Origin of the sequence: Roseovarius sp., assembly GCF_965277045.1 — a bacterium.
Classification (GTDB): Bacteria; Pseudomonadota; Alphaproteobacteria; order Rhodobacterales; family Rhodobacteraceae; genus Roseovarius.
In genome coordinates this window covers 3,200,119-3,218,911 of record NZ_OZ255712.1, presented here as the reverse complement: position 1 = coordinate 3,218,911, position 18,793 = coordinate 3,200,119, and the positions used below count along the sequence as shown (strand labels likewise).

16 protein-coding genes are annotated in these 18,793 nt (G+C 66.5%); 9 read left to right on the top strand and 7 right to left on the bottom strand.

The annotated features are described in order from the left end of the window. Nucleotides 1-124: 124 nt before the first annotated feature. The gene (locus ACQY4V_RS16100) at nt 125-583 is read right to left on the bottom strand and encodes an Lrp/AsnC family transcriptional regulator (RefSeq protein ID WP_428513377.1); all 459 of its coding nucleotides are present in this window, start codon (nt 581-583) and stop codon (nt 125-127) included. Nucleotides 584-718: 135 nt separating this feature from the next. Between ACQY4V_RS16100 and ald the strand changes: the two genes are divergently transcribed. Then, entirely contained in the window at nt 719-1,837 is a 1,119-nt protein-coding gene (gene ald / locus ACQY4V_RS16095) for an alanine dehydrogenase (protein ID WP_428513375.1), read from the top strand. A gap of 257 nt (nt 1,838-2,094) precedes the next feature. On the opposite strand, the gene ACQY4V_RS16090 is transcribed toward ald, so the two are convergent. The 3 genes from ACQY4V_RS16090 to mscL all read right to left on the bottom strand — a co-directional run bounded on the left by ACQY4V_RS16090 (nt 2,095) and on the right by mscL (nt 5,103). After that, nucleotides 2,095-2,544, bottom strand: a complete 450-nt coding sequence (locus tag ACQY4V_RS16090) for a hypothetical protein (protein WP_428513373.1) — start codon at nt 2,542-2,544, stop codon at nt 2,095-2,097. A gap of 185 nt (nt 2,545-2,729) precedes the next feature. Then, nucleotides 2,730-4,514 carry an SLC13 family permease gene (locus ACQY4V_RS16085; RefSeq protein ID WP_428513371.1) on the bottom strand — a complete coding sequence of 595 codons (1,785 nt, stop codon included), beginning with the start codon at nt 4,512-4,514 and terminating at the stop codon, nt 2,730-2,732. Between the two features lie 157 nt (nt 4,515-4,671). Next, on the bottom strand, nt 4,672-5,103 hold the full coding sequence (mscL, locus tag ACQY4V_RS16080; RefSeq protein WP_428513369.1) for a large conductance mechanosensitive channel protein MscL: 432 nt from the start codon (nt 5,101-5,103) through the stop codon (nt 4,672-4,674). Nucleotides 5,104-5,278: 175 nt separating this feature from the next. Between mscL and ACQY4V_RS16075 the strand changes: the two genes are divergently transcribed. Both ACQY4V_RS16075 and ACQY4V_RS16070 read left to right on the top strand, forming a co-directional pair. Continuing rightward, nucleotides 5,279-7,336, top strand: coding sequence for a hydantoinase/oxoprolinase family protein (locus tag ACQY4V_RS16075; protein WP_428513367.1), 2,058 nt, complete (start codon nt 5,279-5,281; stop codon nt 7,334-7,336). Further along, nucleotides 7,333-9,066 (top strand): hydantoinase B/oxoprolinase family protein, encoded by a 1,734-nt coding sequence (locus ACQY4V_RS16070; protein ID WP_428513365.1) that lies wholly within the window; start codon nt 7,333-7,335, stop codon nt 9,064-9,066. The genes ACQY4V_RS16075 and ACQY4V_RS16070 overlap by 4 nt, the downstream gene beginning before the upstream one ends. A gap of 278 nt (nt 9,067-9,344) precedes the next feature. On the opposite strand, the gene glmM is transcribed toward ACQY4V_RS16070, so the two are convergent. Continuing rightward, nucleotides 9,345-10,688: a phosphoglucosamine mutase gene (glmM, locus tag ACQY4V_RS16065; protein ID WP_428513363.1), complete on the bottom strand. Its 1,344-nt coding sequence runs from the start codon at nt 10,686-10,688 to the stop codon at nt 9,345-9,347. Nucleotides 10,689-10,894: 206 nt separating this feature from the next. On the opposite strand from glmM, the gene ACQY4V_RS16060 reads away from it, so the two are divergent. Then, complete coding sequence (locus ACQY4V_RS16060; protein WP_428513361.1) at nt 10,895-12,241, top strand: UDP-glucose dehydrogenase family protein; 1,347 nt, start codon at nt 10,895-10,897, stop codon at nt 12,239-12,241. A gap of 1 nt (nt 12,242) precedes the next feature. Here the strand turns inward: ACQY4V_RS16060 and ACQY4V_RS16055 are convergent, their stop codons facing one another. Both ACQY4V_RS16055 and ACQY4V_RS16050 read right to left on the bottom strand, forming a co-directional pair. Next, complete coding sequence (locus tag ACQY4V_RS16055) at nt 12,243-13,397, bottom strand: amidohydrolase (protein WP_428513360.1); 1,155 nt, start codon at nt 13,395-13,397, stop codon at nt 12,243-12,245. After that, entirely contained in the window at nt 13,394-14,629 is a 1,236-nt protein-coding gene (locus ACQY4V_RS16050; RefSeq protein ID WP_428513358.1) for a glycerate kinase type-2 family protein, read from the bottom strand. Before ACQY4V_RS16050 ends, ACQY4V_RS16055 begins: the two co-directional genes overlap by 4 nt. Nucleotides 14,630-14,737: 108 nt before the next feature. Between ACQY4V_RS16050 and crcB the strand changes: the two genes are divergently transcribed. From crcB to ACQY4V_RS16025, 5 genes are all read left to right on the top strand, one after another. Then, complete coding sequence (gene crcB / locus ACQY4V_RS16045) at nt 14,738-15,115, top strand: fluoride efflux transporter CrcB (protein ID WP_428513356.1); 378 nt, start codon at nt 14,738-14,740, stop codon at nt 15,113-15,115. Further along, nucleotides 15,112-16,167: an RluA family pseudouridine synthase gene (locus tag ACQY4V_RS16040; protein WP_428513354.1), complete on the top strand. Its 1,056-nt coding sequence runs from the start codon at nt 15,112-15,114 to the stop codon at nt 16,165-16,167. The genes crcB and ACQY4V_RS16040 overlap by 4 nt, the downstream gene beginning before the upstream one ends. Next, a complete protein-coding gene (locus ACQY4V_RS16035; protein ID WP_428513352.1) occupies nt 16,164-16,844 on the top strand; it encodes an HAD-IA family hydrolase in 681 nt (226 codons plus the stop codon). Before ACQY4V_RS16040 ends, ACQY4V_RS16035 begins: the two co-directional genes overlap by 4 nt. Continuing rightward, a complete protein-coding gene (locus ACQY4V_RS16030; RefSeq protein WP_428513350.1) occupies nt 16,841-17,557 on the top strand; it encodes an ATP12 family chaperone protein in 717 nt (238 codons plus the stop codon). The genes ACQY4V_RS16035 and ACQY4V_RS16030 overlap by 4 nt, the downstream gene beginning before the upstream one ends. Nucleotides 17,558-17,758: 201 nt before the next feature. Beyond that, nucleotides 17,759-18,778, top strand: coding sequence for an amino acid ABC transporter substrate-binding protein (locus tag ACQY4V_RS16025; protein WP_428513348.1), 1,020 nt, complete (start codon nt 17,759-17,761; stop codon nt 18,776-18,778). Nucleotides 18,779-18,793: the final 15 nt, after the last annotated feature.

The window sequence follows — 18,793 nt, the reverse complement described above, 5'->3', positions numbered from 1 at the left end:
AACCGGGGCCCTTTCAAATTTCAACGGTTTCCTATCATCGCGGGGTCGCGCGGCCACTTCGGCCGGCACGTGCAGCATTACGCCACGAGGCCGGTGGGATGTTGAAAAATTGGGCGGGCGTGACTCAGATCGGCAGGGCGGTGGTTTGCAGCACGGTGCGCAGGGCGAAACTGGATTGCATGGTGGCCACGCCGGGCAGGCGGGTGAGGTACTGGCGGTGGATGCGGGCGAAATCCTCGGTGTCCTCGACCGCGAGTTTCACCAGGTAGTCGGCGGTGCCCGCCGTCAGGTGGCATTCCAGCACGTCGGGGATGCGGGCGATGGCGGTCTCGAACGCGTCGAGCACGTCGTCGGCCTGGGTGGTGAGCGTGATCTCGACGAAGACGGTTGTAGGCACGCCCATGCGGCGCGGATCCAGCAGGGCGACATAGCCCTTGATGTAGCCTTCGGTCTCGAGCCGCTGCACCCGGCGATGACAGGCCGAGGGCGACAGGTTCACTGCCTCGGCCAGGTCGGCATTGGAGATGCGGCCGCGTTTCTGTAGCACGCCAAGCAGGCGACGATCCATCGTGTCGAGGGTCATTCGGGGCAGATCCTGTGCATTTTGGGGCCATTGTTCGAAGAATATTCCGTCACTTACCGCAGTGTCGGGCAAAATATCAAACCCCTTTCAATGGAGCGGCTGTATTCTAGTCTATAGCGCAAAGAGGAGTGCGACATGAAAATCGGATGCCCGACAGAGATCAAACCGCAGGAATTCCGCGTGGGGATGACCCCCAACGCCGCCGGAGAGGCCGTGGCCCATGGGCACGAGGTCATCATCCAGGCCGGCGCCGGGAAGGGCGCGGGGTTCGAGGATGCGGATTATGTCGCCGCCGGCGCTGCAATCATCGACACGGCGGAAGAGGTGTTCGCCACCGCCGACATGATTGTGAAGGTCAAGGAACCGCAGGCCGGCGAGCGCAAGATGCTGCGCGAGGGACAGCTGCTGTTCACCTATCTGCACCTGGCGCCCGACCCCGAGCAGACCAGGGATCTGATGGCGAGCGGCTGTACCGCGATTGCCTATGAGACGGTGACGGACGAGCGCGGCGGGCTGCCCCTGCTGGCGCCGATGTCCGAGGTCGCGGGCCGGCTGGCGCCGCAGGTGGGTGCGTATACGTTGCAGAAGGCCAATGGCGGGCGTGGCGTGCTGATGGGCGGCGTGCCCGGCGTGGGCCCGGCCAAGGTGCTGGTGATCGGTGGTGGCGTCGTGGGGACGCACGCCGCAAAGATCGCCGCCGGCATGGGCGCGGACGTGACCGTGCTGGACCGCTCGCTGCCGCGGCTGCGCTATCTCGATGACGTGTTCGGCGGGACGTTCAACACCGGGTATTCCTCGCAAGGTTTGCTGGCCGAGCATCTGACCCAGGCCGACATGGTGATCGGCGCGGTGCTGATCCCCGGCGCTGAGGCGCCCAAGCTGGTTCGCCGCGCGCAGTTCGCGGAGATGAAGCCGGGGGCTGTGCTGGTGGACGTGGCCATCGACCAGGGCGGATGTTTCGAGACATCGAAGGCGACCACCCATGCCGACCCGATCTATGACGTGGACGGGATCATGCATTACTGCGTCGCCAACATGCCGGGCGCCGTGGCGCGGACCTCGACCATTGCGCTGGGCAACGCGACGATGCCGTTCATGCTGGCGCTGGCCGACAAGGGCTGGAAACAGGCCTGTGCCGACGATCCGCATCTGCTGAACGGCTTGAACGTCCATGCCGGGCAGCTGACCTATTTCGCCGTCGGCAAGGCGCTGGGGATCGACGTGGTGTCGCCGCAGTTGGTGGTCAAGGGGTAGGGTCCGCGTGGGTTTTCACCCACCCTACGAGGTCCCGGGCCAGGCACGGGACGGATGATCAGGGGGCTGCCCGCCGTGGCGGCCCCTTACCAGATGTGTTGAAGAATCAAGCGCGACCCCGTGTGGAGCACGGCTCTCAACATGCCAATGCCCTCGCAGAAATCTGCGGGGGCATTGGCACGGCCCGGAGGTCGGCATTGCGGGACTTTGCTGGCATTGGCCTAGCCAGTGAGGAAATACTCGGAGCACAAGTATGGTTAAACTGTAACCCGAAGCTCTTCAGCAACAACTTTGATGCAAGCTTCCAAAAGCACATCGATTCCCACGCTTTTCCTTTCAGGAAGATAGACCAAAGGTACCTTCACATATCCATCTTCTAAAACTCTGCCTCCGGAGGAGAGGACATCGCGTAGGCCTTTGTTTGGACCTCTGTCGAGTTCCCGGTGCTTTAGGGCGCGGGCAACAAGGTTTAGGCTAGAAAAGTGTTGTTCAGCTTGAATAAAACGTGATCGAACTACCTCAGGCTTCTCCCCACTTTCAACTGCGATCCAATCGACCATTTGATCCAGTAGGATGATCGCCGCACAGCACAAGTCATCAGCAACCATATCCGACTGGAATCGACGGTACATAGGTACTACGGCGAGTTCAAAAAACTCTACCGCGTTGAGTCTCGGTCGCGTGTAGGCGTTAAAACGTATTGGCATGCGCTCAATTTATAGGGCCTGAGCATGGTTGCAATATCATCAATCCCATCGGCGTCTCACAATTGGCTCGAAGCGGATGATCGCCCTTTTTATGATCGCGCCTGACATGGTCGAGATCATCAACACTTCTGGTAAGGGGCTTGCGCCGGGGCGGCCCCCTTTTCTTGGGTCCCCAGACGTTTGCGTCAGAGCGGAAAGAAGATGCTGATCGCCAGTGTCGCGGTCACACCGACGATGATGTTCATCGGCACGCCGACCTTGAGAAAATCGGTGAAGCGGTAGTTGCCCGCGCCATAGACCAGCGTGTTGGTCTGGTACCCGATGGGCGTGGCGAAGCTGGCGCTGGCCGAGAACATGACCGCGACGACGAAGGCGCGGGGATCGACGCCCAGCTGGCTGGCCAGCGCCACGACGATGGGCGTGAAGATGACGGCGACGGCGTTGTTGGTGACCACCTCCGTCAGGATCGAGCCGACCGCGTAGATGGCCAGCAGCGTCAGGAAGGGTGGCAAGCCCTTGAGCCATGGCGTGAGCGCGGCGACCAGCAGTTCGACCGCGCCGGTATGTTCCAGTCCCGCGCCGACGATCAGCATGGCGAAGATCAGCACCAGGATCGAGCCATCGATGGAGGACCACGCCTCGTCGCTGTCGATGCAGCGCAGCACCAGGATGGCGGCGACGCCAACGAGGGCGAGGATGCCGATGGGCATGATGTCGAAGGCCGCAAGGCCGACGATGCCCAGAAGCGTCAGGATCGCGACCGGGGCCTGCTTGCGGCGGAACGCCCGCCCGCCCGGTTCGCTGACCGAGACGACATCGCCGGACTTGCGCAATTCCTCGAACCCTTCGGAGGTGCCTTCGAGCAGGAGCTTGTCGGCGGGGCGCAGGCGCACGCCGGACAGGTCGGCCCCGGCGATGTGCCCGGCCCTGAACGCGCCCAGAACGCGCATGCCGGCCCGGCGCCCCAGCGCAAGATCGGCGATGCGGACGCCGGTGCTGCGGCGCGAAGGGGTGACGATGGCCTCGGCCACGCGGATATCGGCCTCGGGGTCAAGCTCGACCGTGCGGCGCAGGCCGACGCGCAGGCCGGGCGTTTCGGAGAAGGTCAGGATCTCGGACGTGGGGGCCAGAAGGACGACCGCATCGCCACGGGCGATAACCTGTTCGGCCAGGTCGCGCCGCTCGATCTGGCTGCCGCGGCGCAGGCCGGTGACGCGGATGCTGTTGCGCTGGAAGGCGGCGACCTCGGACAGGCGCATCCCGATCATTGGGGAGTCCGCGAGGACCGTGACCTCGGACAGGAAGGCGGTTTCCGATGTTTCGGCCTCTTCGGTGTTCGAACGCCGGTCGGGGAGCAGGAAGCGCCCCAAGAGCACCATCGCGGCGCCGCCGACGATGGCGACGGTGATGCCGACAGGGGCGATCTCGAAGATCGAGAAGGGCTCCAGCCCGGCCTCGCGCGCGACGCCGTCGACCAGCAGGTTGGTCGAGGTGCCGATCAGCGTGCAGGTGCCGCCCAGTACCGCGGCATAGGAGAGCGGAATCAGCAGGCGCGTGGCGGCGATGTTCAGGCTGCCGGCAAGGCGCATGACCACCGGGATCAGCACCAGCACGACGGGTGTGTTGTTGATGAAGGCCGAGGCGGCGATGGTGGCGAAGATGAAGATGCCGATGGCCAGAAGCGGCCGGTCCCTGGCGCGGCCTATGACCAGCCCGGCGATGGCGTCCAGAACGCCGGTGCGGACCAATGCGCCCGACACCACGAACATGGCGGCGATGGTGATGGGGGCGGAGCTGGAAAAGACATCCATCACCTCGTCCGTGGGCACGAGCCCGAGGATGATGAAGAGCGCGGCCGCCCCGGTGGCGGTCACTTCGGGCGGGTATTTTTCAAGCGTGAAGGCGACGAAGAGAAGCGCGAGGATGACAAGCGCGATGACAGGGGCGTTGGCCCCGATAAGGTCGTACATTTGCGCAACCTGGAACGAGATACTCTGCGGCGGAGCATAGGCCGGTTGATCGCAATGACCAGAGGGATTCGCGCAGGGAGCGGCGCGGTGCCGACGCGCGGACGCAGGCAGCAGGCGGGCCCCTCGGATCGGGCCCGCCTGACAGGTGTGCGGGGCCTTACCGTGCCTTGAGGGCGTCGCGGATCTCGATCAGGAGGTCGATCTCGTTGGGGCCGGGGGCCGCTTCGGGGGCTTCTTCCTTCTTCTTGAAGGCGGCGTCCTTTACCTTGTTCACGTAGCGCACCAGCATGAACACGACGAAGGCGATGATCAGGAAGTTGATCACTGCCATGACGAAGGCGCCCCAGGCGAAGACGGCGGCGCCGGCCTCGCGCGCGGCGTCGAGCGAGGCGCCCTCGGCCACGTCGCCCGACAGGACGACATAGTTGTTGGTGAAATCGAGCCCACCGGTGAAGAGACCGATGATCGGGTTGATCAGGTCGGCCACCATCGAGGAGACGATGGCGGTGAAGGCCGCCCCGATGATGATGCCGACGGCCATGTCCATGACGTTGCCGCGGGCGATGAAGTCTTTGAATTCGCTAAGCATTTCAGTGTCCTCTTTCCGTGGTGAGGCTGTTTGCGCCTCTGCCGGAGGTTCCATTAGCACAGGTTGATGAAAAACCGTGACGATTTGTTCGGGGAAAGATGCGGGGACTCTCCCCGAGATTGACTTTTGCCGACCCCTCGCGGACGGTCCATCAGGGTGCAGGCAAGGGACGACGATGGCAGACCGGCAGACGGGCACGATCGTGGGGATCGACGTGGGTGGAACCTTTACCGACCTGGTAGAGCTGGACCCGGCCACCGGGCGGGTCAGGCTGGCGAAGGTGCCGACCACGGTGGAGAACCAGGCGTCGGGCGTGATGCATGCGCTGGAGGCCGCAGAGACGGAGCTGGCGGCGATCGACCTCATTGTGCACGGCACCACCACGACGACGAATGCGGTGCTGGAACGCAAGCTGAGCCGGACCGGGCTGATCACGACGCAGGGCTTCCGCGACGTGCTGGAGCTGGGGCGGCGGACGCGGCCGCAGGCCTATGGCATGACCGGGACGTTCACGCCGATCATCCCGCGCGACCTGCGGATCGAGGTGCCGGAACGGGTGGTTGCCGCAGGAGACGTGGTGGTGCCGCTGGACGAGGACGCGGTGCGCGCCGCCGCGGCGCATCTGCTGGCCGAGGGATGCGAGGCGGTGGTGGTGCATTTCCTGCACGCCTATGCCAACCCGGACCACGAGCGGCGTGCCGGTGAGCTCGTGGCCGAGGCCTGGCCCAACGATCACATCACGCTGGGCCATGCGATCCTGCAGGAAAGCCGCGAGTACGAGCGGGGCGTCACGGCGGCGGTGAACGCGAGCGTGCAGCCCATTCTGGACCGATACCTGAAGCGCCTGACCGACAGCCTTTCGGAAGGTGGCTATGGCCGCGACGTGCTGGTGATGAACGGCAACGGCGGCATGGTTTCGGCCCGGCTGGTGGCGCGGGAGGCGGCGAAGACGGTGATGTCGGGGCCCGCCTCGGGCGTGATGGCGGCGGCCTATACCGGGCGGCAGGCGGGGCTGGTCAACCTGATCACCTATGACATGGGCGGCACCTCGACCGACGTGGCGCTGATCCGGGGGGCGGAGCCGCCGGTGTCGCACGAGATCGAGATCGAGTACGCGATGCCGATCCACGTGCCGATGGTGGATGTGCGCACGGTGGGGGCCGGTGGCGGCTCGATTGCGCGGGTCAATGCGGCGGGGCTGCTGGATGTGGGGCCGGAAAGCGCCGGGGCCGATCCGGGACCGATCTGTTACGGACGGGGCGGGACGCGGCCGACGATTTCGGACGCGAACCTGATCCTGGGGCGGCTGGACGCGGCCAGGCTGGCCAGGACCGGCGCTGTCGCGGCAGGCGACGTAGCGCATGCCTTTGCCCGGGACCTGGCCGAACCGCTGGGGCTGGACGTGACCGACGCGGCGCTGGCGGTGATCCGCATGGCGAACACCAAGATGGCGGGGGCCATTCGCATGGTGTCGCTGTCGCTGGGGGCCGATCCGCGCGATTTCGCGCTGTTCGCCTTTGGCGGGGCGGGGCCGCTGCATGCCTGCGCGCTGGCGCGGGAGCTGGGCGTGCCGCGCGTGCTGGTGCCGGCCCGGCCCGGGATCACCAATGCGCTGGGCTGCGTGGTGGCGGACCTGCGGCATGATTTCGTGCAGACGGTGAACCGGCCTGTCCATGCGCTGGAGGCGGGCGAGCTGGCCGGGGTGTTCGCAGAGCAGGCGGCGGCGGGCAAGGCGATGCTGGACCGCGAGCGCGTGGCGATGACCGGGGTGCGGCATGTCTACAGCGTGGACATGCAGTTTGTCGGGCAGACCCACCTGTTGCGCGTGCCGCTGGAACGGCCGGACGTGACGCCGGAGGAGCTGCAGGCGCTGTTCGAGGATGTCTATTTCGCGCGCTTCAAGGTCAGGTTGCCCGAGATCCGGGCGCAGGTGGTCAATGCCAATTGCTCGGTCGTCGGGGAACGGGCGCCGCTGGACTTGTCGGTGTTGGTGGACCCGGCGGGACGCAAGGCGACGCTTGCGGAGGCGCAGACCGGGGCGCGTCGGGTGCGGTTCGAGGACGGCTGGTTCGAGACGCCGGTCTATTGGCGCGACCACCTGCCGCTGGAGTTCCGGCTGGAAGGGCCGGGGATCGTGGCGCAGATGGACACCACGGTGCTGATCGAGCCGGGTTGCGTGGCGACAGGGGATGCGCATGGCAATATCCTGATCGCGGTGGGAGACGCGCCATGACGATGGATCCGATCACGCTTTCGGTGATCCAGGCCGGGTTGCAGCAGGTCTGCGACGAAATGGACCTGGCGTTTTCACGCGCCGCGTTTTCGCCGGTGATCGCCGAGGCGAATGACCGTTCGGACGGGATATACGCCGCCGCCGATGGCGCGCTGATCGCGCAGGGCGCGGGCGGCCTGCCGGTTTTCGTCGGCACGATGCAGTATTCCACGGCGACCCTGATCGAGATGATCGGGGAGGGCCGCGTGGGCGCGCCGGAGCCGGGAGACATCTATATCGTCAACGATCCGTATCTTGGCGGCACGCATCTGATGGATGTGCGCTTTGCGCGGCCCTTCTATCGGGGCGAGCGGCTGTTCTGCTGGCTGTCGAATACCGGGCATTGGCCTGACACCGGGGGTGCGGTGCCTGGTGGGTTTTCGGCCAGTGCGACGGCGGTGGAACAGGAGGGGCTGCGCCTGCCGCCGGTGAAGCTGTTCAAGCGGGGGCGGATGGATGCGGAGATCTACAGCATCATCTGTTCCAACATCCGGGTGGCGGACCAGAGGATTGGCGACGTGCGGGCGCAGGCCGCCGCGCTGGACCTGGGGGCGGATCGGCTGGGCGCGCTGATGGACCGCTATGGCGATGACGTGGTGGAGGGCGCGATTGCGGAGTTGCGGACCCGTGCGGCGCAGCAGATGCGGCGGTTCATAAGGGAGATACCGGACGGCGCGTACGAGGCCGTTGCGTGGATCGACAGCGATGGGGTTGTCGATGCGCCTCTGGCGATAAGGCTGACCGTCACGCGCGAGGCAGAGCGGCTGGTGTTCGATTTCGCCGGGTCGGCGCCGCCGTGCCTGGGACCGATGAACTCGGTCCGGGCGACGACGCTGAGCTCGGTCTACCTGGCGATGCGACACGTCTTTCCCGACGTGCCGATCAGCGCGGGGGCGTTCGAGCCGCTGGAGGTGGTGGGCATCGAAGGCACGTTCCTGGATGCGCAATACCCGCGCCCGGTGTCGGGCTGTGCCGCCGAGGTCAGCCAGCGGATCGCGGAGGCGGTGTTCGCCGCGCTGGTGCAGGCGTTGCCCGACCGGGTGACGGCGGCCCCGGCGGGAACCAGCGGAAACTTTGCGCTGGGCGGGCATGATCCGGCGAAGGGGCGCGATTTCGTGATGTACCAGCTGTCGGGCGGCGGTTACGGCGGCTGGGCCGAAGGCGACGGGATCACCAACGGGTGCTCGACCATCGGGATTTCCAAGGCGCCGCCGGTGGAGATCATGGAACAGGCCTTTCCGGTGCTTTACCACCGTTATGCACTGCGCGAAGGGTCGGGCGGGGCTGGCCGGATGCGCGGCGGGTTTGGCCTTGATTACGAGCTGGAGTTGCGGCGCGGGCAGGCCAAGGCGAGCTTCGTGATGGATCACGGGCGGTACGGGCCGCAGGGCGCGATGGGCGGCGGCGACGGCGCGCCCAACGAGGTGACGGTGTGGCGGGGTGACGTCCCCTACAGGCCGGTGCACCTGTCGAAGGAGCAGGACATTCCGCTGGGTCCCGGCGACCGGGTGCGGGTGAAGACGCCCGGGGGTGGCGGGTATGGCGACCCGATGCAGCGGGATCCGGCGCTGGTGGCCGAGGATGTACGGCTGGGGCGGTACTCGGTCGAGGAGGCGGAGCGGCTCTTTGGCGTGGTCATCGAGGAGGGCGCGGTGGACAATGTGGCGACGACGCAGCGGCGGATGGGGTGAGGCTGGCCGTGGATCGACGGGCCGCGGGATGGCGATCCACGTGCTTTTCTTTAGCACTTTATTTCAGCCAGATCCGCTAGACTTTCGATCGAGGCACCCAGCCCAGCCAGATCGCCGTGCTGTCGCACCACAGGTGCGCCAACTATAGTCGGCACGCCTCTGGCGTGACGGGGCGGCGTCATGCCAAAGGCAAGCTTCTCGCATGAAGATGCGCGGCGGCGCGGCAGGGCCGCGCCTTGATTCCGCGCGGGGCGTAAATTGGCAGCTTGGTGAGGGCGTCAGACGGTCGCCTGTTTCACCGCGCCGACCACATCGTCCAGCACCGTGTCCAGCAATGCCGGATCCACGGACTCACCCATGACGCGGATCAGAGGCTCTGTGCCTGACTTGCGGATCAGCAGGCGACCGTCGCTGCCAAGCTTCTTCTCGCCGTCGGCGATGGCCTGTTGCACCATGTCGGCCTCGAGCGGGGTCTGGCCGGTCTGGTAGCGGACGTTCACCAGCTTTTGCGGGATCGGCGTGAAGACACGCGCCAGTTCGCTGGCCTTCTGGCCGGTTTCCACCATCGAGGCGAGGAATTGCAGCGCGCCGATCAGGCCGTCGCCGGTGGTGGCGTAGTCGGTCATGACGATATGGCCCGATTGCTCGCCGCCCAGGTTGTGGCCGCCGGCGCGCATCTCCTCGACCACGTAACGGTCGCCGACCTTGGTGCGCTTGAGGCCGATGCCCCTGGATTCCAGATGCCGTTCCAGCCCGAGGTTGGACATGACCGTGGCGACCAGCGCGTCGCCCTTCAGCCGGCCTTCGGCGGCCCAGCGGGTGGCGATGAGGGCCATGATCTGGTCCCCGTCGGCGATATGCCCGGTCTCATCAATCAGCACGAGGCGGTCGGCATCGCCATCGAGGCAGATGCCGAGATCGGCGCGGGTTTCCAGCACCTTGCGCGCGGCGGCGTCGGGATGGGTGGAGCCGCACTCAAAGTTGATGTTGGTGCCGTCTGGCTCGATTCCCATCGGGATCACGTCGGCGCCCAGTTCCCACAGGACGGCGGGGGCGGTCTTATAGGCCGCGCCATTGGCGCAGTCGACCACGATGCGCAGCCCTTCGAGGCGGCCGCGATAGGGGAAGGTCGTCTTGGCATACTCGACATAACGGCCGCGGGCATCCTCGAACCGCTTGGCGCGGCCGATGTTTTCCGGCTTGGCGAGGCGCGCGCCGTCTTGCAGCAGTTTCTCGATCCCGGCCTCGGAGTCATCCGACAGCTTGAAGCCGTCGGGGCCGAAAAGCTTGATGCCGTTGTCGCTGGCCGGGTTGTGGCTGGCCGAGATCATCACGCCCACATCGGCGCGCAGTGAATGCGTGAGGTAGCCCACGGCGGGCGTGGGCACGGGGCCCAGCAGGAACACGTCCATGCCGGTCGAGGCGAAGCCGGCGGTCAGGGCATATTCGATCATGTAACCCGACAGTCGGGTGTCCTTGCCGATCACCACGCGGTGTTCCTGGTTGTCGCGGCGGAAATGCCGCCCGGCGGCGGCGCCGAGCCGGAGCGCGAGTTCGGCAGTCATGGGCCAAGTGTTGGCCTCGCCCCGGACGCCGTCCGTTCCGAACAGTTTTTCAGCCATGCAATCGCACCTTTCGCCGCGTGACGTTTTCGTGACCATCCTCTTACCCGCGCGCCGTCGTTCTGTCCAACATTCGCAGGGCGGCTGAGCGGTTTGTGGCATAGAACGCATAGTGACCCGCGGCCATCGCAGATGCGCGTTGACGGGCAGGGAGGCGCCGCCGCATAAGGGCCCGGGGGCGACAGGCGGATCAGGGGCGAAACCCGATGAAGATTGCGATGATTGGAACCGGCTATGTCGGGCTTGTGTCCGGGGTGTGTTTCTCGGATTTCGGGCATGACGTTGTCTGCGTGGACAAGGACTCCGCCAAGGTCGAGATGCTGAATCGCGGCGAGGTGCCGATCTACGAGCCCGGGCTGGATGTCCTGATGCAGAAGAACGTCGAGGCCGGGCGGCTGTCGTTTACCCAGGACCTGCCAGAGGCGCTGGACGGAGCCGAGGCGGTATTCATTGCAGTGGGCACGCCGACGCGGCGCGGGGACGGCCATGCCGACCTGACCTATGTCATGGCCGCGGCGCAGGAAGTGGCGGAACTGGCCCGCGACTACATCGTCATCGTCACCAAGTCGACGGTGCCCGTGGGCACCAACCGGCAGGTGAAACAGGCGGTGCGCAAGGCCAACCCGGACCTTGAGTTCGACGTCGCCTCGAACCCCGAGTTCCTGCGCGAGGGCGCGGCGATCGAGGATTTCATGAAGCCCGACCGCGTGGTCGTGGGCGTGCAGTCGCAGCGCGCGGCGGAGGTGATGGAGGACATCTATCGCCCGCTTTACCTGCGCGAGTTTCCGATCCTGGTCACGGACCTGGAAAGCGCCGAGATGATCAAGTACGCGGCGAATGCCTTTCTGGCGACCAAGATCACTTTCATCAACGAGATCGCTGCGCTGTGCGAGCGCACCGGCGCGGACGTCAAGCAGGTCAGCCGGGGCATGGGCCTGGACGGGCGGATCGGCAACAAGTTCCTGCACGCAGGCCCGGGCTATGGCGGCAGTTGTTTTCCCAAGGACACGCGCGCGCTGGCCCGGACGGGGCAGGAATACGGCGTGCCGCTGCACATCACCGAGGCGGTGATTTCCGTCAACGAAGAGATGAAGCGGAGGATGATCGACAAGCTGCTGGACCTTTGCGAGGGCAGCTTCAACGGCAAGACCATCGCGGTGCTGGGGGCGACGTTCAAGCCCAACACCGACGACATGCGCGAGGCGCCGTCGCTGACCATCGTGCCCGCGCTGGTGGGCGGCGGGGCCAAGGTGCGGATCTGCGACCCGCAGGGCGAGCGCGAAGGCACCGAGCGCCTCCCGGGCGTGCAATGGGTCGAAGACGCCTACAAGGCGGTGGGCAATGCCGACCTGGTGGTGATCCTGACGGAATGGAACGAGTTCCGCGCGCTGGACCTGAAGCGGATCGCGCGGCGGATGAATGTGGCCCGGATGGCGGATCTGCGGAATATCTATTCGGTCAAGGACGCCAAGCGGGCCGGCTTTGTCGCCTATGACAGCGTGGGACGCACGGCGTTCGAGCGCAAGCCCGAGGCGGAAGAAGCCGCCGAGTAGGTCAGGTGCCCAGTTCGGCCTGCGCCACGGCGACCCAGAAGGCCGCGCCGTGGGCCAGCGCGTCATCGTTGAAATCGTAATCCGCCGAATGCAGCGGGCGGGCGTGGGGCCCTTCGGTACCGTTGCCCATCAGCACGAAACAGCCCGGGCGCGTGGCGGCCATCTCGGCGAAATCCTCGGAAAAGAGTTTCGGCGGGCAGGCGCTGTCCATTGGTGCGCCGATGGCCTGCGCGGCGGCGGTGGCGGTGGTGACGGGCTGGGGCGCGTTGATCGTGGGGCGGAAGATCGTGTCGTAGCTGACAGTGCCCGTGACGTCATGGGCGGCGCAGATGCCATCCACGATGCGGCGCATGGCGGCTTCGATCCGGGTGTTCACCTCGGGCGTGAGGGCGCGGGCATCGCCGGTGAGGGTGGCGCGGCCGGGCAGGACGTTGCGCTTGCCGTCGGTTTCGAACCCGGTAACCGAGACGACGCCGTTCTGCGCCGGGTCGAGCTTGCGCGAGACGATGGTTTGCAGCGCGCCGACGATTTCCGCCCCGATGGTGATGGCGTCGGCCCCCATGTGGGGCAGGGCGGCGTGGCCGCCGCGGGCCTCGACGGCGATCTCGAAGAGCGCCTCGCTGGCGGTGATGGGACCTGTGCGGGTGGCGAAGTGGCCGACCGGCATGCCGGGGATGTTGTGCATGCCATAGACGGCGTCGACGTCGAAACGGTCGAACACGCCATCGGCGACCATGGCGGCAGCACCTTGCCCATGTTCCTCGTTCGGCTGGAAGAGAAAGACGATGCGGCCCGAGAGGTCGCTCGCTTCGGCCAGTGTCTTTGCCGCGCCGAGCGCCATGCTGGTGTGGCCGTCATGGCCGCAGGCGTGCATCTGGCCGGGGATCTCCGAGCGGTAGGCGGTGTCGGTCTGCTCGGTGATGGGCAGCGCGTCCATGTCGGCGCGAATGGCGATGGTGCGCGTGCCGTTGCCCTTTTGCAGAACACCGACGACGCCGGACCGGCCGATGCCGGTGTGGACCTCCAGCCCGAAGCCGCGCAGCAGGTCGGCGACGCGGGCGCTGGTGCGGGGCAGGTCGAAGCCCAGTTCCGGCATCCGGTGGAAGGCTTGGCGCCATTCGGTCATTTGCGCGGGGAGGTCGGGCGGGAGGGTCATGACCCTGGCAGGACGAGGATGGCGCGGAAGTCGTTCACGTTGGTGAGCGTGGGGCCGGTCACGACCTGGTCTCCGATGCGCCCGAAGAAGCCATGGGCGTCGTTGATGGCGAGCGCATCGGCGGCGTCGGGGGCTTTCTTGAGGGTGTCGGGCGATATGACCGCGCCTGCGACCTCTGCGGCTCCGTCGACGCCGTCGGTGTCGCAGGCCAGCGCGTGGATGCCGGGCGCGCCGTCAAGCGCGAGCGCGAGAGCGAGACAGTATTCGGCGTTGGGCCCGCCGATGCCGTTGCCGCGCCGGGTGACGGTGAGTTCGCCGCCCGACAGGAGGAGGACGGGTTTGTCGCCCTGTGCCTTGCGAGCGAGGTCGGCATGTTCGGCGGCGACGTCGCGGGCCTCGCCTTCGAGCGCGTCGCCGAGGATCTGCACCTCGATGCCTTCCGCTTCGGCGATTTCGGCGGCGGCGGCCAGTGATTGCGAGGGGGCGGCGTAGATCACGTTTTCAACGGTCGCGAGGCGCGGGTCGTCGGGAGGCAGGGGGTTGCCGCCCGCGTTCAGGTAGTCGGTGATAGAGGGCGATGGCGTGACGTTCCAGCGCGCGAGGGCTTCCAGCGCGCGGGCCGGTGTGCCGGTGTCGCCCACGGTGGGGCCGCTGGCGATGTCGCCCGGGTTGTCGCCGGGCACGTCGGAGATCAGAAGCGCGACCATTTTGGCGGGGTGGGCGGCGGCGGCGAGCTTGCCGCCCTTGACCGCCGAGATCTGCTTGCGGATGCCGTTGATGGCGCCGATGGGCGCGCCGGAGGCCAGCAGCGCGTCGGTCAGCGCCTGTTTCTCGTTGAGCGTGATCCCCTCGGCGGGCGCACAGAGGAGCGCGGAGCCGCCGCCGGAGATAAGCGCCAGAACGGTGTCGCCTTCGCCGCAGGTGTCCAGCTGGGCCAGCATCCGACGGGTGGCGTCGACGCCGGCCTGATCCGGCACGGGATGCGCGGCCTCGACAATCTCGATGCCTTCGCAGGGACGGGCATAGCCGTAGCGGGTGATCACCAGCCCCTCGCAGGGACCATAGGCGGCCTCGACCGCCTCGGCCATGCGGGCGCTGGCCTTGCCGGCGCCGATCACCACGAGGCGCCCCTCGGGGCGGGGTGGAAGGTGCGCGGCGAGGCTTTGCATCGGGTCGGCCACTTCCACGGCACGGTCGAACAGGCGGCGCAGGAAGCTGTCGGGGTCTTGCATCGGGGGCTCCGGGTCTTGGGGTTGACGCAGCGTAGCGTCGTTCACGGCGCATGCAAGGCAAGCCTGCCCAGCTTGACAAAACCGGGGTCAGAGGCGACAGACGCGGCCATGTGGATGACCTTTCTCCAGGTGGGCCTTGGCGGCGCCATAGGCTCGATGCTGCGCTTCGGCGTGGGGCAGGCGTTGGCGCGTCACGTCAGTGGCGGCTTTCCGTTGGGGGTGCTGCCGGTGAACATCCTGGGGTCGTTCGTGATGGGGATGGTGGTGATCTATACGTTCGAAAAGGATTTGACGCAGTTGAACCCCTTGTTGATGGCGGGGGTTCTGGGCGGATTCACGACCTTTTCGGCCTTTTCGCTGGAGGCGTTCACCTTGTACGAGCGCGGTGCGGTCGGGACGGCGGCATTGTACGTGGTCGCCTCGGTCGCCTTGTCGGTGCTCGGGCTGGCACTGGGCGTCTGGCTGGCGCGGGGGATCTGGGCATGAGCGGCGTGCAGACATTGACGGTCGAGCCCGGCGAGGGCGACCAAAGGCTGGACCGCTGGCTGCGGCGGCGGTTTCCACACGTGGCGCAGGGCCGGATCGAGAAGATGTGCCGCAAGGGCGAGCTGCGCGTCGATGGCGGGCGGGTGAAGGCAAACAAGCGGCTGGAAGAGGGCCAGCAGGTGCGCGTGCCGCCGCTGCCGGAGCCGGGCGAGGTGGAAAGCGCGCCTGTCGAGAAACAGCGGACAGAGATTTCGGACGCCGACGCGAAGATGATCCGGGACGCGGTGATCTACAAAGACGATCACATCATCGCGCTGAACAAGCCGCCGGGCCTGCCGGTGCAGGGGGGCAGCAAGCTGACCCGGCACGTGGATGGGATGATGGATGCGCTGCGGTTCGGGATGGATGAGGCGCCGCGGCTGGTGCACCGGCTGGACAAGGACACGTCCGGTGTCCTGATCCTGGCGCGGACGCGGGCGATGGCGGCGGCGATGACGCAGGCGATTAGGCACCGCGAGACGCGCAAGATATACTGGGCGGTGGTGGCCGGCGTGCCGACGCCCTACCTGGGCGAGATCAAGTACGGGCTGGTCAAGGCCGGGGGGCATGGCGCGCGCGGCGAGGGCGAGAAGATGGTCTGCATCCATCCCGCCGAGGTGGACCGCACCCAGGGCGCCAAGCGGGCTATCACGCAATATGCCACGCTCTACCGGGTTGCCAGCCGGGCCGCATGGGTGGCAATGGAGCCGATCACGGGCCGGACCCACCAGTTGCGCGCGCATATGGCCGAGATCGGGCATCCGATCGTGGGCGATGGCAAGTATGGCGGGTCGGGCCAGGAGAACCTGGGCGACGGCTGGGGGGCAAAGCTGGGCGGGATCATCTCGAACAAGCTGCACCTGCATGCGCGGACCATGGCGTTCGAGCATCCGGTGACGAAAAAGCCCTTGGTGATCGACGCGGAATTGCCCGAACACATGGCCAACACCTTCGAAACGCTGGGCTGGACGCCGGACCTGGCCGCCGCAGATCCGTTCGAGGCGCTGCGATGAGCGCGCTGCGGCTGGTGATCTTCGACGTGGACGGCACGCTGGTGGACAGCCAGGCGGATATCCTGGCGGCGATGACACACGCCTTCGCGCAGGCAAGCGTTGAGCCGCCGTCGCGCGAGGCGGTTCTGTCCATCGTGGGCCTGTCGCTGGACCGGGCGATGACCGTGCTGGCGCCGGACATGGACGCAGCGATGCACGCGCGCATGGTTGAGTGGTACAAGGAGGCGTATATCGCCCTGCGGGCCAAGATCGGCGCGGCAGAATCCTCGCCGCTCTATCCCGGGGCGCGGGAGGTTCTGGAGACGCTCGCCGCGCAACCCGATACGCTGCTGGGCGTGGCGACGGGCAAGTCGCGCCGGGGGTTGGACAAGCTGCTGGAGGGACATGGGCTGGAAGGCATGTTCATCACCCAGCAGGTCAGCGACCACCACCCGTCGAAACCGCACCCGTCGATGATTCGCGCCGCGTTGTCCGAGACCGGGCTGGAGCCGCACCAGGCGGTGATGATCGGCGACACGAGCTTTGACATGGAGATGGCCGCCGCCGCGGGCGTGGCGGGCATCGGGGTCGGCTGGGGTTATCACCCGCGCGAAGCGCTAGGCGCGGCGCGGCACGTGATCGAGCGTTTCGACGACCTGCCGCCCCTGTTGCAAGAGATATGGGAGACGGCTGCATGAGCGAGTGGAAGGCCAAGCGGTTCTGGAAAGAGGCCGCCGTGGTCGAAGACGAGGGCGGCTATGGCATCCGGCTGGACGGGCGGCCGGTCAGGACGCCGGCCAAGGCCGCGATGATCGTGCCGACGCGCCCGCTGGCCGAAGCGGTCGCGGCCGAATGGGACGCGCAGGAGGATCTGATCCAACCCGGCACGATGCCGGTCACGCGCTCGGCCAACGCGGCCATCGACAAGGTACGGCATCAGCATGCCGAGGTGGCCGACATGCTGGCGGGATACGCCGATACCGACCTTCTGTGCTATCGCGCGGACAGCCCCGACAGCCTTGTCCAGCGGCAGGCGGAGGCGTGGGATCCGCTGCTGGACTGGGCGGAGGCGCGCTATGGGGCGCGGTTGGTTCCGGTGGCGGGCGTGATGCACCGCCCGCAGGAGACTGGCGCACTGGCACAATTTTCAGCAGAAGTGCACGCAATGGACAATTTCACCCTCACGGCATTTCACGATCTTGTGGGGTTGTCGGGGTCGCTGGTCATCGGCCTTGCGGCGCTGGAGGATGCGCGCCCCGCCGAAGATCTGTGGGAGCTGTCGCGCCTCGACGAGCGCTGGCAGGAAGAACAATGGGGCATTGACGAAGAGGCGCGCGCCGTGGAAGCGGTGAAACGGGCGGAATTCCTTCATGCCAAGAGGTTCAGCGCCCTGAGCGCGGCGACGAAATAGAGAGAAAGACACCGGTTTCCCAAACGGAAGCATTGGCCTGAAACCATCGTTTTTCGTGACACGGGTCTTGACCTTCAGGAATGAATCCACTCACACTTATGCACACTGACGTGGGGGGAACCCCTTTCACAGTATCGCTCCGGTCCGCTTGGGCCGACCAAACCGCCCTCGATCGGGCGGATACATCAGGAAGAGGTAAACATGAAAAAATCCGTATTTCTAGGCGCGCTGACGGTAGCCGGCCTTACGGCTGGCGCAGCTGCGGCCGCGACGCTTGACGATGTCAAGGCACGCGGCACGCTGAACTGCGGCGTGACCACCGGCCTGGTCGGCTTTGCCGCCCCGGATTCCAACGGGAACTGGGATGGCTTCGACGTCGGCGTTTGCCGTGCTGTCGCCGCCGCCGTGCTGGGGGATCCGCAAGCGGTCGAATTCGTGCCCACCACCGGCAAGACGCGCTTTACCGCGCTGGCGTCGGGCGAAATCGACATGCTGGCCCGGAACACCACCTGGACCTTCTCGCGCGATGTCGACCTGAAATTCGAATTCGTCGGCGTGAACTACTACGACGGTCAGGGCTTCATGGTTCCGAAAGCGCTGGGCGTGTCCTCGGCCAAGGATCTGGACGGCGCGACCGTCTGCATCCAGACCGGCACCACGACCGAGCTGAACCTGGCGGACTATTTCCGCAAGAACAGCATGAACTACGAGCCGGTTCCGATCGAAACCAACGCCGAAGCGCAACAGCAGTACCTGGCTGGCGCATGCGACGTTTACACCACCGACGCCTCGGGCCTGGCCGCAACGCGCGCCGCGTTCGAAAATCCGTCGGAGCATGTCCTGCTGCCCGAGATCGTCTCGAAAGAGCCGCTGGGCCCGCTGGTCCGTCACGGTGACAACGAGTGGGGCGACGTGGTTCGCTGGACCCTGAACGCGCTGATCGCGGCCGAAGAACTGGGCGTCACCAGCGCCAACATCGCCGACATGGCATCGACCGCCGGCGACAGCCCGGAGATCAACCGCCTGCTCGGCACCGAGGGCAACCTCGGCGAGATGCTGGGCCTCGAGGCCGACTGGGCCGTGAAGGCCATCTCGGCCGGTGGCAACTACGGTGAGCTCTTCGAGAAGAACATCGGTGAGACCACGCCGATCGGTCTGGCGCGCGGTCTGAACGCGCAGTGGACCGATGGTGGCCTGCTGTACTCGCCGCCGTTCCGCTAAGATACCAAGTCGAAG

Bases quoted from the DNA above. Each gene is read 5' to 3' on its own strand.
- ACQY4V_RS16100 (WP_428513377.1), bottom strand. From the start codon at position 583: ATGACCCTCGACACGATGGATCGTCGCCTGCTTGGCGTGCTACAGAAA.
- ald (WP_428513375.1), top strand. From the start codon at position 719: ATGAAAATCGGATGCCCGACAGAGATCAAACCGCAGGAATTCCGCGTG.
- ACQY4V_RS16090 (WP_428513373.1), bottom strand. From the start codon at position 2,544: ATGCCAATACGTTTTAACGCCTACACGCGACCGAGACTCAACGCGGTA.
- ACQY4V_RS16085 (WP_428513371.1), bottom strand. From the start codon at position 4,514: ATGTACGACCTTATCGGGGCCAACGCCCCTGTCATCGCGCTTGTCATC.
- mscL (WP_428513369.1), bottom strand. From the start codon at position 5,103: ATGCTTAGCGAATTCAAAGACTTCATCGCCCGCGGCAACGTCATGGAC.
- ACQY4V_RS16075 (WP_428513367.1), top strand. From the start codon at position 5,279: ATGGCAGACCGGCAGACGGGCACGATCGTGGGGATCGACGTGGGTGGA.
- ACQY4V_RS16070 (WP_428513365.1), top strand. From the start codon at position 7,333: ATGACGATGGATCCGATCACGCTTTCGGTGATCCAGGCCGGGTTGCAG.
- glmM (WP_428513363.1), bottom strand. From the start codon at position 10,688: ATGGCTGAAAAACTGTTCGGAACGGACGGCGTCCGGGGCGAGGCCAAC.
- ACQY4V_RS16060 (WP_428513361.1), top strand. From the start codon at position 10,895: ATGAAGATTGCGATGATTGGAACCGGCTATGTCGGGCTTGTGTCCGGG.
- ACQY4V_RS16055 (WP_428513360.1), bottom strand. From the start codon at position 13,397: ATGACCCTCCCGCCCGACCTCCCCGCGCAAATGACCGAATGGCGCCAA.
- ACQY4V_RS16050 (WP_428513358.1), bottom strand. From the start codon at position 14,629: ATGCAAGACCCCGACAGCTTCCTGCGCCGCCTGTTCGACCGTGCCGTG.
- crcB (WP_428513356.1), top strand. From the start codon at position 14,738: ATGTGGATGACCTTTCTCCAGGTGGGCCTTGGCGGCGCCATAGGCTCG.
- ACQY4V_RS16040 (WP_428513354.1), top strand. From the start codon at position 15,112: ATGAGCGGCGTGCAGACATTGACGGTCGAGCCCGGCGAGGGCGACCAA.
- ACQY4V_RS16035 (WP_428513352.1), top strand. From the start codon at position 16,164: ATGAGCGCGCTGCGGCTGGTGATCTTCGACGTGGACGGCACGCTGGTG.
- ACQY4V_RS16030 (WP_428513350.1), top strand. From the start codon at position 16,841: ATGAGCGAGTGGAAGGCCAAGCGGTTCTGGAAAGAGGCCGCCGTGGTC.
- ACQY4V_RS16025 (WP_428513348.1), top strand. From the start codon at position 17,759: ATGAAAAAATCCGTATTTCTAGGCGCGCTGACGGTAGCCGGCCTTACG.